This is a genomic window from Halomonas qinghailakensis (assembly GCF_025820815.1).
GTDB lineage: Bacteria > Pseudomonadota > Gammaproteobacteria > Pseudomonadales > Halomonadaceae > Vreelandella > Vreelandella qaidamensis.
Window position 1 is genome coordinate 3,492,432 of the sequence record NZ_CP096973.1, and the last position, 13,587, is coordinate 3,506,018.

Below are 13,587 nucleotides of genomic sequence, written 5' to 3' on the forward strand. Positions count from 1 at the left end.
GCGTGTATCATAACCGCTGTGTGGTTCCCATGAAGAGCCTAAAGCCTAGGAGGATGAGTTGGCGCACGCCCAGTTACTAATCAGTTATGGTCAAGCCTTTGTGGCCCCTAATCGGCGTTTGCACCGTAGTTCTATGTCGGTACGGCTGCCTGATGCGCCTCTATTGAAAGTAAAAGGGGGCTGTGCGGTTATTAGTGACTCGATTTCCCGTAACACCATGGCCAAGCAGGCGGGTGATTTAAGCGTACGGGGTTTTTTGGCTGATTATTACTCTACGCCTGATCACTGGGATACGAAAACGTCGGCTACCCGAGTGCTTAGGGCTCTTAACAGCTGGTGCTATAGCCAAAGCCAGCATGTTAAAGAAGGAAGTTTCGTTTCTTCGCTATCAGCAATGGTATTTCGTGAGCGTGAAGCGCATCTTTTTCATATGGGGGACACATTAGTATTTCGCTTGCGGGGGGCTGAATTTGAACAGCTTACCCGCGACCATATTACTGATGTTGGCGGCTATCGTTATCCATCTCGCGCTTTAGGAATGGATGGTAGTGTGGATATCGACTATACCCACCTACCACTTAAACAGGGCGATTTTTTCGTTTTCACTACCCAGGGTGTGCGTGGCACTTTGATGCCATCGGATTACGTGCGTCTTATTCGTCAAAATGCCAGTGATCTAGATACTGCTTGTGAATGTTTGGCAAGCGAAGCAAAGCAGCGCGCGCAAGACAGGGGATATGGTGGCGATCAGTTTTGCTTCCAACTGCTGCGTATTGATGAGCTACCGGAAGAGTCAGAAGACCACCCAGGGCTTATCTATGGTGATCTGCCTATACCCCCAGAGCTGTCACCCGGAGAGCGGTTTGATGGGCTTGAAATACTGGCAGTACTATCGCGAAACGCGCAATCTAGAGTTTATCGCGTCCGTGATGTCTATTCAGAACGTGAAATGGTGATGAAAGCTCCAAGCCCTGAGCTATCACTTCGTAATGCTTATCTAGAGCACTTTCTACTCCAGCAGTGGGTAGTCGAGCGGGTAAACTCACCCTTTGTCGTCAAGGTGATGGAGTCGTCGCGACCACGACGTTACTTGTATTACTTAATGCAGCACATTGAAGGTGAAACGTTAAGGCAGTGGGCAGAAAGGCATCCGCAAGCTAGCTTGGTTCAGCGTTTAGAGATTGCCAATCAACTAGGTAAAGCAGTTAAAGCATTACACAACAGGGATATTATTCATCAACAGATCACCCCTGATAACGTATTAATTGATACCCATGGCAAACTGGTATTAGCTGATTTCAGCGCCTGTCATATGCGCGAGGTAGATGGGCACCGTCACTCTGGCGAGTTACTTCGTCAAATTGGCTTTAATGAGCACACCGCTCCTGAATACGCACTGGGTGATAGCGTTGGGCGACGTAGTGACCAGTACTCACTGGCATCAACGGTCTACTGGTTATTGACGGGGGCGTTGCCCTATACGTTAACCCCTAATCGGCTGCGCAGCCACACCGACCTCGAAGAGCTCAGCTACCGCAGTGCCCGCACGACGAATCCAGAGATATCGCCTGAACTTGACGATGCACTGCGGCGCGCGTTGGATCCCCAGCGTGCGTTGCGCTATAGAAGATTGTCTGAATTTCTTCATGCATTAAAAGTGCCCCTAGGACGAGCGCCTAGCCGCGAGGAGCCGCGCCAAGAGTCAAGGCGTTTTTGGCAGGGCGTGGCAGGTATTCTTCTTCTGCTTCTGGTGCTTTCCTGGCTACTGCGGTAAATAAAGGTTGTTCAATTACTAAACGACAGCCATTAAAAACGCGGCGATGAATAATTTCATCGCCGCGTTTTTACAACACGCTAAACGCTTATAGCGTGAAGGTAGGCAGCTTTCGTTCCACTTTTGCAAGCTTTAGCTTAGCTACTTTGGGTAGGCCATTTTCGAACGGTGGGAAATCTTCACCCTGAATAAGTGGAGAGAGGTAGTCTCGGCAAGCAGGCGTAATTGCAAAGCCGTTTTCGCTGATAAAATCCCGCGGCATGAACTTTTCTTGGTTAGCCACTTGTGACAGCGGGGCCGAGATCACGTCCCACTGATAGGGAGACTGTGAAATACGGCGTATGGCGGGCATCATGGCATTTTTGCCAGCAAGCGCTAAGGTGACTGCCTCGCGGCCTACGGCATAGGCTTGCTCAACGTCGGTTTTAGACGCTAGGTGCCGCGCCGCACGCTGCAAATAATCGGCCACTGCCCAGTGGTACTTATAACCAAGGTCTTGCTTCACCATGCCCGCAAGCGTTGGTGCCACGCCACCTAGTTGGCGGTGGCCAAAGGCATCGGTATTGCCCGCATCAGCAAGGAAGGTGCCATCTTCATAGCGCGCACCTTCAGAAACAACGATGACACAATAACCATACTTCTGGACGCACTCTTCAACGCGGGCCATGACCGCTTTCCGATCAAAAGAAACCTCAGGGAAGATAATCAAGTGTGGTGGCTCGCCTTCACTTTCTCCCGCTAAACCGCCCGCCGCTGCAATCCAGCCAGCATGACGACCCATCACTTCAAGGACGAATACCTTAGTAGATGTGGCACACATGGACGCAATATCTAGCGAAGCTTCAAGTGTAGAGGTAGCAATATATTTGGCAACGCTACCAAACCCGGGGCTGTTATCGGTAATAGGCAGGTCATTATCAACAGTTTTCGGTACATGGATTGCTGTTAACGGGTAGCCTAGCTTTTCTGAAAGTTGGGACACTTTAAGGCAGGTGTCTGCGCTATCGCCGCCGCCATTATAAAAGAAGTAACGAATATCGTGGGCTTTAAAGACCTCGATCAAGCGCTCATATTGGGCACGGTGAGTATCAATATCTTTCAACTTATAACGGCAGGAGCCAAACGCACCGCCAGGTGTATGGCGCAAGGCAGCGATGGATTCATCGCTCTCTTGGGTCACATCGATGAGATCTTCTGTCAAGGCACCGATAATGCCGTTATGACCGGCATAGACCTTGCCAATCTGGTCGGGCGCTTGCCTGCAAGCTTCGATAACGCCGCAGGCGCTGGCATTGATGACGGCGGTAACGCCACCGGACTGGGCGTAAAAGGCATTATGCTGGGCCATGGAAACGTCTCATCTCCTGAAAACGGGTAGTTAAAACAGTATTCAAGCAAAGGAAAATGACTTTCCTTTGCTTGTAGTGATCGTGGTGCGTGTTGAAACGCGTGTCTTTCAGACACGCGTTTACAAATTAACTGCGTACACCGCATAACATGTAGCTGCCGCGAAGTTTAGCGCAAAGCCACTGCAGGTGCATCTTGGTAGCATGCTACTCGGTATCGTCCAGCTCTTGCTCCTGCTGGGCTAATCGCCACCCGCCTAAGTCTTTATAGCGGTTAACCATGGCACAAAAGAGTTCAGCTGTGCGTTCGGTATCATAGCGGGCGGAGTGGGCAGATTTGTTATCAAATTCAATACCTGCTGCACGGCACGCACGAGCAAGTACGGTTTGACCGTATACAAAGCCCGCCAAGGTTGCAGTATCAAAGCTGGAAAAAGGGTGGAATGGGTTGCGTTTTACGTTACAGCGATTCGCTGCCGCGTTGAGAAAACCCTGATCAAAGGCAGCATTATGACCAACAAGTATTGCCCGTGAGCAGCCGTGTGCTTTGATTGATTTTCTGATAGGGCGAAAAATTTCACCTAGCGCTTCAGATTCACTTAGCGCCACTTGACGACGCAGTGGATCGTCAAGATTAATGCCTGTGAAATCGAGGGCAGACTGTTCAACGTTTGCGCCTTCAAACGGGTGAATATGGTACGCATAAGTGGCGTCAGGTAATAAATTACCGTCAGGATCCATAGTGAGCGTCACCGCGGCAATTTCAAGTACTGCGTCACTTTGGGCGTTAAACCCTCCCGTTTCTAAATCGATGACAACCGGCAGATAACTGCGAAAACGTTGTGCCATCAATTCGCGGGCAAATGCCTCGCTCATGCAGCTCTCCTTAGTAAAGCGAGTAATTAGTCAGAATAAGCGGTTTAAGCAACCCCTTTGCTGGGTATGATTCTAGCAGCTTTACCCCTAAGGCGTCGTTGACGGTATTCGCTGAGCATCGAGAGCGCTATACTCGTAGTTTATGTTATTGCACTGCGCCCAGCGCGGTGTTGTTTGGTGAACTACTTTTCATAAACAAGGAGCAAAGAATGTCCGATGTCAAAAAGGTTGTGCTGGCGTATTCAGGCGGCCTGGACACATCCGTTATCGTTAAGTGGTTGCAAGAGACCTACAACTGCGAGGTAGTGACCTTTACAGCCGACATCGGTCAAGGTGAAGAAGTCGAGCCCGCACGCGCCAAGGCTCAAGCACTGGGTGTTAAAGAGATCTATATTGAAGACCTTCGCGAAGAGTTTGTTCGTGACTATGTTTTCCCCATGTTTCGGGCGAACACCATTTATGAAGGCGAGTACTTACTAGGTACGTCTATTGCGCGCCCTTTAATTGCCAAGCGCTTGATTGAAATTGCTAATGAGACGGGCGCTGATGCCATTTCTCACGGTGCAACGGGCAAAGGTAATGATCAGGTTCGTTTTGAATTGGGTGGCTACGCGCTCAAACCTGGCGTAAAGGTTATTGCTCCTTGGCGTTTGTGGGATTTGACTTCTCGTGAGAAGTTGATGGCCTACTGTGAAGAGCACAAAATTCCTGTTGATTTTTCTAATAAAAAGAAAAAATCTCCGTACTCTATGGATGCCAACCTGCTGCATATTTCTTATGAAGGCGGCATTTTGGAAGATCCATGGGCCGAAGCAGAAGAAGATATGTGGCGTTGGAGCGTTTCTCCTGAAGCCGCACCTGAGCAGCCGACTTACGTAGAGCTGACGTTTGAGAATGGCGATATTGTGGCCATCGACGGCGAAGCGCTCAAGCCTCATGAAGTGCTGGAAAAGCTCAACAAGCTGGGTGGCGATAACGGTATTGGCCGTCTAGATATCGTTGAAAACCGCTATGTCGGTATGAAGTCACGTGGTTGTTACGAAACGCCTGGTGGCACAATAATGCTTCGCGCTCACCGCGCCATTGAGTCGCTGACCCTTGACCGTGAAGAAGCGCACCTGAAAGATCAGCTAATGCCCAAGTATGCAGAAGTGATCTATAACGGTTATTGGTGGAGCCCCGAGCGTCGTATGCTGCAAGCGGCGATCGATGAAACACAGAAAAACGTCGCGGGCGTTGTGCGCATGAAGCTCTATAAAGGCAATGCAACGGTTGTGGGACGCAAGTCTGAACAGTCGTTGTTTGATGAGTCGATTGCAACGTTTGAAGATGATGCAGGTGCCTACGATCAAAAAGACGCAGAAGGCTTTATCAAGCTGAACGCATTGCGTCTGCGGATTGCTGCCGGTAAAGGTCGTCAACAGAGCTAAGCATGTTAAGCGGTCAGGTCTATCCTGGCCGCTTTTACGTTGAGGGAGAGCGAATGTTTAAAAAACTATTTTCTGGCCTGTTGGGTGGCGCCGATAAGGATGTCACGGAAGGAAACACCAAAGCAGCTGAGCCGGTTGAATATAAAGATTATTTAATTGTGTCTCAGCCTGATAATCAGAGTGGACAATTTCGGGTGAGTGGCTGGATTCGTAAGATAGATAGCGAGGGGGTAACCCATGAACATCGCTTCGAACGTTCTGATATGCTGCCGGGTCGAGACGCTTGCGATGCGATGATGATTGCTAAGGCGCAGCGCTTTATTGACGAGGTGGGTGAGGAGATGTTTGCACCGGATCCTCGTAACGCTAGCGAAGCCTAGCCAGTCTGCTTTACGTTTCGTTAAGGAGTAGCGTATGCGCATCGTATACCGGGCTTCACCTTGGCGCTCCTTAGTTAGTCATGATGGCTTATTGGATACATCGGCGCTAACTGCTTCACTTCGCGATTTTCGCGCGAATGCCACTATCTTCAGTCCATCCTTATCTGACGCCTATGCCGCACAGCTCTCTTTTGTTGAGACGCTAGTGCGTTATGACTTGCCTGCTTGGCGTATTAGCGAACTCATTAGTGACCACATCGCTTGGCTTTATCGCCAATCGATTGCAATGGCACTGGATGAGATGCAGGCGCAAGGATGGGGGAAGCCGCCAGTAGATTTTTGTGTGCTCACGCTTGGTTCGGCGGCTCGCTTTGAAAGCTTATTGGGTCCTGATCAAGACAATGCGCTGATTATTGACGACTACCCTGACGCTCGACATGTTGAAGTTGATGGTTATTTTCAGGCGCTAGGTGAACGTTTTACACAGCATCTTGATGCAGCAGGCATTCCCCTTTGCCGTGGTCATGTCATGGCGCGTTGGCCAATGTGGCGCAAGCGCTTGAGCGAATGGCAGCAACAATTTGAAATTTGGAGTGCTGACCGACAGGTTAAGCGAGTGCAGCAAACCAATATATGGCTCGATTTTTATCCTGTGGCAGGGAATGCTGAGCTTGCTGAAGCGTTAGGCCAGCAGGTGCGTTCAACTCTCTCAAGCGCCCCCTTGTTTATGAATGAAATGGTGGCATTGCTAGATGAGTTGCCGGTAGCGCTTGATCGGTTTGGACGCATTGCCTCACATCCTGGATTAGCTGCTCCTTATGACCAAGCAATCGATCTTAAGCACCAAGGATTGATGCCCTTAATTAGCGCTGCCCGTTTACTCTGTGTTCGCTACCAGCGAAGTGAGATAGGCACACGTGAACGGCTAACGGCACTCGCCCATTTCACTCGTGCATTGACGAAGGAGCAATCTGCCTTACTGTTAGCTGCTTTTAATCGGATGCAGCACTTGCTTCTAGAGCAACAACGCCATAATAAGTCGCACGGGCAGACAGCCGACGGCTGGGTGGATCTGCGTCGTCTTCGTGATGATGAACGACTACTACTGAAGTTTGATTTGCAGCAGATCAAGGCGTTTGTTAATCAGGTAAAGCGTTTATAGCGATTATTCCGGGGCTGTTTGCGGAGTAGACTCGCTGGGCGCTGCTGGCAGTTCTAGGGTTAAGCAGGCACCACCGAGAGTTTTAGCGTCTTCCACCCAAAGTCTTCCACCAAGGTGAGCAATAATACCGCGACTAATAGGTAAGCCTAGCCCGCTACCTTTGGGTCGTCCGCGCGGAGTCTCACCGCTTTGCTGTATTTGATGAAATTTCTCAAACACGCGCTCACGTTCGTCAGCGCTGATACCCGGCCCGTTATCTTCAACGCTTAATCGAAAATGATTACGGTGCCGATAAAGTGCCAGCCGCACTTGAGGTTGCTGTCGGTCGGCAAATTTACTGGCGTTATCCAGCAAATTAATAATGACTTGCTCCAAGCGGTCCTGGTCACCGACCACCATGGCAGGGTCAGCCTCTAAACTGATATCAAGGGTAATACCTCGATCTTCATGTAAGCGGGCAACTGCATCGATGCTTTGCCTCGCTAGGGCAGCCAGGTCAAGGGTGACAGGGTGAAGCGTCAAGCGACCGCTCTCTAAACGCGCCAGGTCAAGAATTTCCTCGATCAGACGCGAAAGGCGCTGACTCTCATGGACAATAACCCCCAGAAAATGTTGGCGTTTTTCATCAGGTAGTTGTTCGCTATCGCGTAATATTTCAGCAAAGGCCCGTATTGACGTTAGCGGAGTTCGCAGCTCATGACTCACCATGGCGACAAACTCATCTTTCAAGCGATCTAGCTCGCGTAGCTGCTCATTGGCACTGCGTAGCTCGTCACTCACTGCTAAGAGTTCTTGAGATTTTTGCTCGAGCCGACGATTGTATTCTAGAGTTTGAGAGGTGGTGTCTAAAATACTTAAAATCGACTCAAGGTCTAGTGCTTCTCCACGGACCACTGAGTTGATCAGTACGCGCGCTGATGCACTGCCAAGAGAGCCTGCAAGCGCCTGCTCTGAACGGGTAATTAGATCGGCTGTTGCTGGTTCGTCTGAGCGATAGTCGTTTTTATTAATGCTTTGATTAAACACGCGTTGTGTGACTTGGTTACCAAGATAGCGAATAAGTAATTCTTTCAAGGCACCTTGGGTTGTCTGTCCCTTCCATAGAGAAGTCGTTTGCAAGTTAGGGTGTAGCGCCTCAGTGAAAAGGGCGGCTTGGGTTTGTTCGAGAGGCGTAGGGCGGGTAAAAAGTGACACGCCAATCAGCAAACCGACATTCGCTAGCATGCTCCATAGCAGGGCGTGTGAATAAATATCCCAATCTTCCAGACCAAATAGGCGGTAAGGCATTAGCCATGAAATGCCCCACGGCCCCTGTGTAAGAAAGCTTGCATCTAACCAGCCAGATTGAGCAAAGCCTGGCAGCAGTAAGGTATAGCACCAGACTAAAAAGCCTGCAATTAAGCCAGCGGTGGCCCCTTGACGAGTCGCGCTACGCCAGTAAAGGCCAATTAACAGGGCAGGAGCGAATTGAGCCACTCCCGCAAACGAGACAAGCCCGATAGTAACAAGACTGTAGGAGTCCCCGATCAGCGCGTGATACAGATAGCCAAGCAGCAGAATCAGCACAATAGCAATGCGGCGAATACCCAACAGCCAGCCTGCCAGCTCGCCGGACGTGCTCAGGTGAAGGCGTTGTGTTCTAAGTAGTAAGGGCATGACGAGTTGATTACTCACCATGGTAGAAAGTGCAATTGTTTCAACAATCACCATGCCAGTGGCGGCTGACAGACCGCCGATAAATACCAGTAAGGGTAACCCTTCAAGCCCTGCAGACAGGGGCAGGGTCAGTACAAAGCTATCAGAATCACCCGCGCTAGCACCCAACATAAGGCCAGCAAAGGCGATAGGAATAACAAACAGGTTGATAAGCAGCATATAAAGCGGAAATAACCAGCTCGCTCTGGCTAAATGCTGTTCATCGACATTTTCGACCACCAACACCTGGAACTGACGAGGCAGGGTTAAAAAAGCTAAAAAGGCCAGGATTAGCATTCCGACCCAGCCAGTGGCGCCGCCTGGCACACTGCTTAGCCCCATTTTTTCTGCCACGTCAGGCATCGTAGCAACGCTGGTAAATAATGCACTGGGGCCTTCATACAGCACAAATACTACAAAAATGCCGACGGCCATGAACGCAATTAGCTTCACCAGTGATTCTAAGGCAATGGCAGCGACCATTCCCTCATGCCGCTCACTTGCATCGAGATGGCGAGTGCCGAAGAGAATAATAAATACCGCAAGTACTAAAGCGACCCAAAGCGATTTATCCAGCCAGAAACGCTCATCCACTAGCGTGGTATCCGCTGTATTGGGGTAGTTGACTAGCACCGCATGGCTAACGGTGATCGCTTTTAACTGCAGGGCAATGTAAGGCGTTATACAAATAAGCGCCATCAGAGCGACAAGAGCGCCTAAGCTGGTGCTCTTGCCATAGCGAGCACTAATAAAGTCAGCGATGGAGGTAATACGCTGGCGGGCGGCAATGCGGACCATTTTACGAATGACGACAGGGGCGAGGAGCATCGCCAGCGTGGGCCCAAGATAAATAAGCAGGAAACTGGGACCATGCTCAGCTGCGCGTCCTACGCTTCCGTAGAACGTCCAGGCAGTGCAGTACACTGCAATTGATAGCGCATATACCGTAGGTGAGCCAATTAATGATCGACCTTGCTCGGCACGACGATCACCCCAGGCAGCGACTACAAATAGCAGCGCTAAATAGCCAAATGCTGTTCCTAGGATAACTGCATCTGTGCGCATGATCAGCGACCCGACCGTTGTTCCATTAACCATGCGGTGAGGCCAATCACTGTGCCCCAAGCAATAAAGAGATAAAGCGGCAGCCAGCTCATACGCAAAGAGGAGAGCTGGTCAACCATGATAATCAGCGGGGGGCTGAACAGTAAGATAGCTACTGCGAATAGCGCGATTAGACGCTCTAGTTTGCGTGAGCCTGGTTGTTTCATGAGGCGCTGGCATCCTGGCGATCAAATGCATTGGCCTGCAGAGCTAGCAACTGCTCTAACGTGTCCACGCCACGTGCTTCAAGCCGGGGTAACAACGCTAGCCATAATTCAGCGGTTACACGGGCGTCCCCAAGCGCCGTGTGGCGAGTGCCAGGTGGAAACGTAAGGTCGTATCGTTGGGCCAACGTATCTAAATCATGCCCATCTAATGCTTCGTCTAATGCTCTTGATATCAATAAGGTATCAATGACAGGCAGATCAAATACAACCCCCTTGTTAGTAATGGCGAGCATATCAAACGCGGCATTATGCGCTAATAGAACCGCTTCACCGACGTAATCTCGAAAGCGCGTTAGAACAATGTCAAGGGGCGGTGCACCGGCTACATCAGCATCAGTTAAACCGTGTATCGCCGTACTGTTAGGAGGTATGGGACGTTTTGGATCTACTTTTTGATCAAAGACTTCACTGGCTAGTAGACGTGCGTTAACCACCCGACAAGCCCCTAGACTAATCACCGTATCCCCTCGGCGCAGCTCAAGGCCGGTGGTTTCGGTATCAAATGCAACTACCTCAAGACTACGTAACGTGCGGTTAGCCAATTCTTCATCGGGTGGAGGCAGGTCAGCAATGCCGAAGTCATGGAACTCTGGGCGCGGAGGTGCTGTTTCTCGTGGTGCCCCAACGCGATCCATGGCTGGTAGCGGCAGACGCAGGCGCGCATGAACAGCATCATCGTCAGCCAGGCTCCAAATATCGCTGGCATGTTGGCGCAACACATCAGATACCAGCGGATTAAGCGGTAGCGACGGCAGAGGCTGACGCCGCCATTTCGCTAGCTCATGCTCTGGTAAGGGGCTGCCTTGCCAAATTAAGTCCAAATAAACTCGCTTGTTACCAAGGCATATTTCACCTTCAAAATGGCTAACCGGAAGATGAGAATTAAGATGTTTCACTAAGGAATCAAAAAGAACAATCAGTGCCGGTGCATCGCCTTTAAACCATGCAGGCATACCGACGGGGGTGATTAGCCGGTGTGCTGGATCTAAGCGTTCATCTAAAGCTTGCCAGAAATCATTCGACCACATGGGGGTCAGGCGTTCACCTTGATGTTGTAAATCGTCCAATAGCTGCCCGATTTGACCAACATTATTCCCCAGAGTGGCACTCTCTTCTTGAATCACCTGTTCAAACCGCTGGCGTAATGTAGGGTTATCCGAGCCATTATGGCGCAGCTGTATCAGTGCATCCGCAGCGCTGGTTAGGCTTGCCGTATGTTGGCGTAAGAGGGGGAGCTTAGTAGCAAGTTCCGCTCTAACCCCCATTTCATTTGACCAGGATGCAGTCGCATCGCTAAACGTTAGCAGTGTTTCGCCGTCACTGCCTGGCACACGGCGTAACACAACTTTTAACCAGCGGTTATCACAGGGAGCAAGCAGCTCGCGAGGTGAACCATCCGCTGGTAGCTGGCTAAGAGCTTGTTGCAGGCTGGCAACGGGCAGTAGCGCTTCTAGGCGTTTACCCAAGCCTAACGCCGTGTTATCGACGAAAAAGTCTTCCGCAGCCTGATTGAATAGCATTAAACGGCGATGGTGGTCACATAGTAACAAGGGGGTTTCGAGTACTTGCAGTAGCGTTTCTAATTCACGACGAATTTTGGCGGCACTGCGTGCACCATCTGCGTGAGCGGTAGCCAGTTGGTTGCGGTCAACGCGCCAACTTTCACGCACTCTGCGCAGGTCAGGCCCAAGCCCTTTCAGCCAACCCTCGGGCGGGTGCTCATCACGGGCATCTGGGTTAGCTACTAATCTGGCCAGCTGTACCTGTAAATGACGCAGGGGAGTGAACAGCATGCGTTCTAGTAGCAGGCCAACTAAAAATATCGTTGCACCGCCGGAAAAACTGCCCAGCCAGAGTGCTACCCGGGTAATGCCCGTAGGCGAAAGCTGAGCATCCAGCCAGGCAGCAAAAATAGCGCCCCCCAGTAGGCTGATACCACTTAGTAACAGCCATAGGCCAATGAGTCGCTGACGTTTAGGGAGCCCGTCACGGGTCATTGCGAGTTACCCTTTAGCAGTGATTTAACTTTCTCTATTAACGACTGGGTCGAAAAAGGCTTGGTGATGTAGTCATCAGCCCCTAGCGCTAGGCCTTTCTCGCGTTCAATATCTCGCCCATGTGCTGTCAGCATAATAACGGGCAGCTGGGCAGTCGCTTCTGAATGGCGAAGGTGTTCGAGTACATCAAAACCGCTGATGCCTGGCAGGCTGATATCAAGCAGCAGCAGGTCAGGGGCTGAATCATTGATGCGTTCAAGTGCGGCCTCGCCATCATAAGCAGTGACGACTTGAAAGCCTGCCTGCTCCATTAAAAATTCCAGAGACAGTACAATGTTGGGCTCGTCGTCGACCACGAGTACTTTGGCCATGATGCCCCTCCCCAAAGGTGTCGTTGTTAGGTATTTAATTAGAGTGTATGTAGCGCGGCAGGTTAGGCCAAGACGACCTTGGCCGAATGCTCGCAAAGTACCGTAGCAACCGGCTGCTTTTGCTTAGCTGAATTCAAGCTTAATGGACTTTTAAGTAAGGTGTTTATGCGCGTTTTATTGTTGTCTGCTTATGAGGCTGTTAGTCATCGCTATTGGGCACAAAGCTTGATGGCCGAAGTTGATGATGTGTCGTGGACACTACTTAGCTTGCCGCCACGTCACTTTTCATGGCGAATTCGTGGTAATCCATTGAGTTGGTGGTTAAAAGAGTACGAAACCCTTAGTGAATCTTATGAGGTTGTGCTAGCTACTTCGATGGTGGATATTGCCACGCTCGTTGGCTTATTTCCCCACTTAGGACGAGCTAGAAAGATTATTTACTTCCATGAAAACCAGTTTGCCTATCCAGAATCTAGCGATCAAATTTCCCAAGTAGAGGCCAAAATGGTTAATTTGTACGCGGCTTTGGCGGCGGATACGTTGGTGTTTAATACCACCTACAACCGTGATTCTTTTTTCGACGGCGCGCGGCAGTTTTTAAAAAAATTGCCTGAAAACCTGCCAGCAGCCAAACCGTTAGAGCGCTTACGCCAGCAGGCAAAAGTATTGCCCGTGCCAATCATGCCGCTGGGTGAGACTCCCCACGCTAACACCCACCCACGACGCATTATTTGGAATCATCGCTGGGAGTACGATAAAAATCCTGAGGATTTTTTTGCCGTGCTGTTCAAGCTGAGTGAGCAGCAGGTGCCTTTTGAACTAGCAGTGCTAGGCCAGCGCTTTAGGGATGTCCCCGCCATTTTTGCTGAGGCAGAAGAGCGCTTGACGGCGCACACGATTTGCTGGGGGCCACAGCCAGAAGCGGAGTACCGAGCATTGCTAATGGGCGGTGGCATTGTGGTCTCCACTACCTGGCACGAGTTCCAAGGGCTAGCCATTATGGAAGCCGCCCAGCGGGGCGCGATTCCGCTGGTGCCTGACAGGCTGTGTTTCCCTGAGCTGTACCCGAATGAGTATCGTTTTGATGGTACGCAAGAGGGGCTTTATCAGCGGTTGCGCGCGTGGCTAATCGACCCCGTTAGCCAACCATCACTGTTGGCTACCGAGCAATGGCAGTGGCCTGAATGGCGTGGCGCTTATCGTGCGTTGTTGATGGAGCATTGAA

At 50.7% G+C, this 13,587-nt stretch carries 11 protein-coding genes; 5 read left to right on the forward strand and 6 right to left on the reverse strand.

The genetic code is table 11. The features are described 5' to 3' along the window. The first annotated feature begins 58 nt into the window (after positions 1-58). Complete coding sequence (locus M0220_RS15910; protein WP_030072769.1) at positions 59-1,774, forward strand: bifunctional protein-serine/threonine kinase/phosphatase; 1,716 nt, start codon at positions 59-61, stop codon at positions 1,772-1,774. 88 nt (positions 1,775-1,862) lie between these two features. Here M0220_RS15910 and M0220_RS15915 read toward each other — a convergent pair whose 3' ends face one another. Next, the gene (locus M0220_RS15915; protein WP_030072771.1) at positions 1,863-3,122 is read right to left on the reverse strand and encodes a 6-phosphofructokinase; all 1,260 of its coding nucleotides are present in this window, start codon (positions 3,120-3,122) and stop codon (positions 1,863-1,865) included. A 205-nt stretch (positions 3,123-3,327) separates the two neighbouring features. Beyond that, positions 3,328-3,996 carry a ribonuclease T gene (gene rnt, locus M0220_RS15920; RefSeq protein ID WP_030072773.1) on the reverse strand — a complete coding sequence of 223 codons (669 nt, stop codon included), beginning with the start codon at positions 3,994-3,996 and terminating at the stop codon, positions 3,328-3,330. 209 nt (positions 3,997-4,205) lie between these two features. Here rnt and M0220_RS15925 point away from each other — a divergent pair, with 209 nt between their 5' ends. Genes M0220_RS15925 through M0220_RS15935 form a run of 3 tightly spaced genes read left to right on the forward strand, consistent with a single transcriptional unit; the run spans position 4,206 to position 6,968 of the window. Next, entirely contained in the window at positions 4,206-5,426 is a 1,221-nt protein-coding gene (locus tag M0220_RS15925) for an argininosuccinate synthase (RefSeq protein WP_030072775.1), read from the forward strand. A gap of 53 nt (positions 5,427-5,479) precedes the next feature. Further along, positions 5,480-5,806: an HlyU family transcriptional regulator gene (locus M0220_RS15930; RefSeq protein ID WP_030072777.1), complete on the forward strand. Its 327-nt coding sequence runs from the start codon at positions 5,480-5,482 to the stop codon at positions 5,804-5,806. 34 nt (positions 5,807-5,840) lie between these two features. Then, positions 5,841-6,968 (forward strand): DUF294 nucleotidyltransferase-like domain-containing protein, encoded by a 1,128-nt coding sequence (locus tag M0220_RS15935; protein WP_030072778.1) that lies wholly within the window; start codon positions 5,841-5,843, stop codon positions 6,966-6,968. A gap of 3 nt (positions 6,969-6,971) precedes the next feature. On the opposite strand, the gene M0220_RS15940 is transcribed toward M0220_RS15935, so the two are convergent. Genes M0220_RS15940 through M0220_RS15955 form a run of 4 tightly spaced genes read right to left on the reverse strand, consistent with a single transcriptional unit; the run spans position 6,972 to position 12,362 of the window. Then, entirely contained in the window at positions 6,972-9,728 is a 2,757-nt protein-coding gene (locus tag M0220_RS15940; protein WP_030072780.1) for a sensor histidine kinase, read from the reverse strand. A 2-nt stretch (positions 9,729-9,730) separates the two neighbouring features. Next, the gene (locus M0220_RS15945; protein WP_030072782.1) at positions 9,731-9,934 is read right to left on the reverse strand and encodes an Asp23/Gls24 family envelope stress response protein; all 204 of its coding nucleotides are present in this window, start codon (positions 9,932-9,934) and stop codon (positions 9,731-9,733) included. Then, positions 9,931-11,991 (reverse strand): 3'-5' exonuclease, encoded by a 2,061-nt coding sequence (locus M0220_RS15950; RefSeq protein ID WP_030072784.1) that lies wholly within the window; start codon positions 11,989-11,991, stop codon positions 9,931-9,933. Before M0220_RS15950 ends, M0220_RS15945 begins: the two co-directional genes overlap by 4 nt. Next, positions 11,988-12,362 carry a response regulator transcription factor gene (locus tag M0220_RS15955; RefSeq protein ID WP_030072786.1) on the reverse strand — a complete coding sequence of 125 codons (375 nt, stop codon included), beginning with the start codon at positions 12,360-12,362 and terminating at the stop codon, positions 11,988-11,990. Before M0220_RS15955 ends, M0220_RS15950 begins: the two co-directional genes overlap by 4 nt. Before the next feature lie 165 nt (positions 12,363-12,527). On the opposite strand from M0220_RS15955, the gene M0220_RS15960 reads away from it, so the two are divergent. Next, positions 12,528-13,586 carry a tRNA-queuosine alpha-mannosyltransferase domain-containing protein gene (locus M0220_RS15960; protein ID WP_264018204.1) on the forward strand — a complete coding sequence of 353 codons (1,059 nt, stop codon included), beginning with the start codon at positions 12,528-12,530 and terminating at the stop codon, positions 13,584-13,586. The last annotated feature ends 1 nt before the right edge of the window (position 13,587 follow it).

Excerpts from the sequence above, each read along its gene's own strand:
- rnt (WP_030072773.1), bottom strand. The coding sequence starts at position 3,996 with ATGAGCGAGGCATTTGCCCGCGAATTGATGGCACAACGTTTTCGCAGT.
- M0220_RS15930 (WP_030072777.1), top strand. The coding sequence starts at position 5,480 with ATGTTTAAAAAACTATTTTCTGGCCTGTTGGGTGGCGCCGATAAGGAT.
- M0220_RS15915 (WP_030072771.1), bottom strand. The coding sequence starts at position 3,122 with ATGGCCCAGCATAATGCCTTTTACGCCCAGTCCGGTGGCGTTACCGCC.
- M0220_RS15940 (WP_030072780.1), bottom strand. The coding sequence starts at position 9,728 with ATGCGCACAGATGCAGTTATCCTAGGAACAGCATTTGGCTATTTAGCG.
- M0220_RS15945 (WP_030072782.1), bottom strand. The coding sequence starts at position 9,934 with ATGAAACAACCAGGCTCACGCAAACTAGAGCGTCTAATCGCGCTATTC.
- M0220_RS15960 (WP_264018204.1), top strand. The coding sequence starts at position 12,528 with ATGCGCGTTTTATTGTTGTCTGCTTATGAGGCTGTTAGTCATCGCTAT.
- M0220_RS15955 (WP_030072786.1), bottom strand. The coding sequence starts at position 12,362 with ATGGCCAAAGTACTCGTGGTCGACGACGAGCCCAACATTGTACTGTCT.
- M0220_RS15925 (WP_030072775.1), top strand. The coding sequence starts at position 4,206 with ATGTCCGATGTCAAAAAGGTTGTGCTGGCGTATTCAGGCGGCCTGGAC.
- M0220_RS15950 (WP_030072784.1), bottom strand. The coding sequence starts at position 11,991 with ATGACCCGTGACGGGCTCCCTAAACGTCAGCGACTCATTGGCCTATGG.
- M0220_RS15935 (WP_030072778.1), top strand. The coding sequence starts at position 5,841 with ATGCGCATCGTATACCGGGCTTCACCTTGGCGCTCCTTAGTTAGTCAT.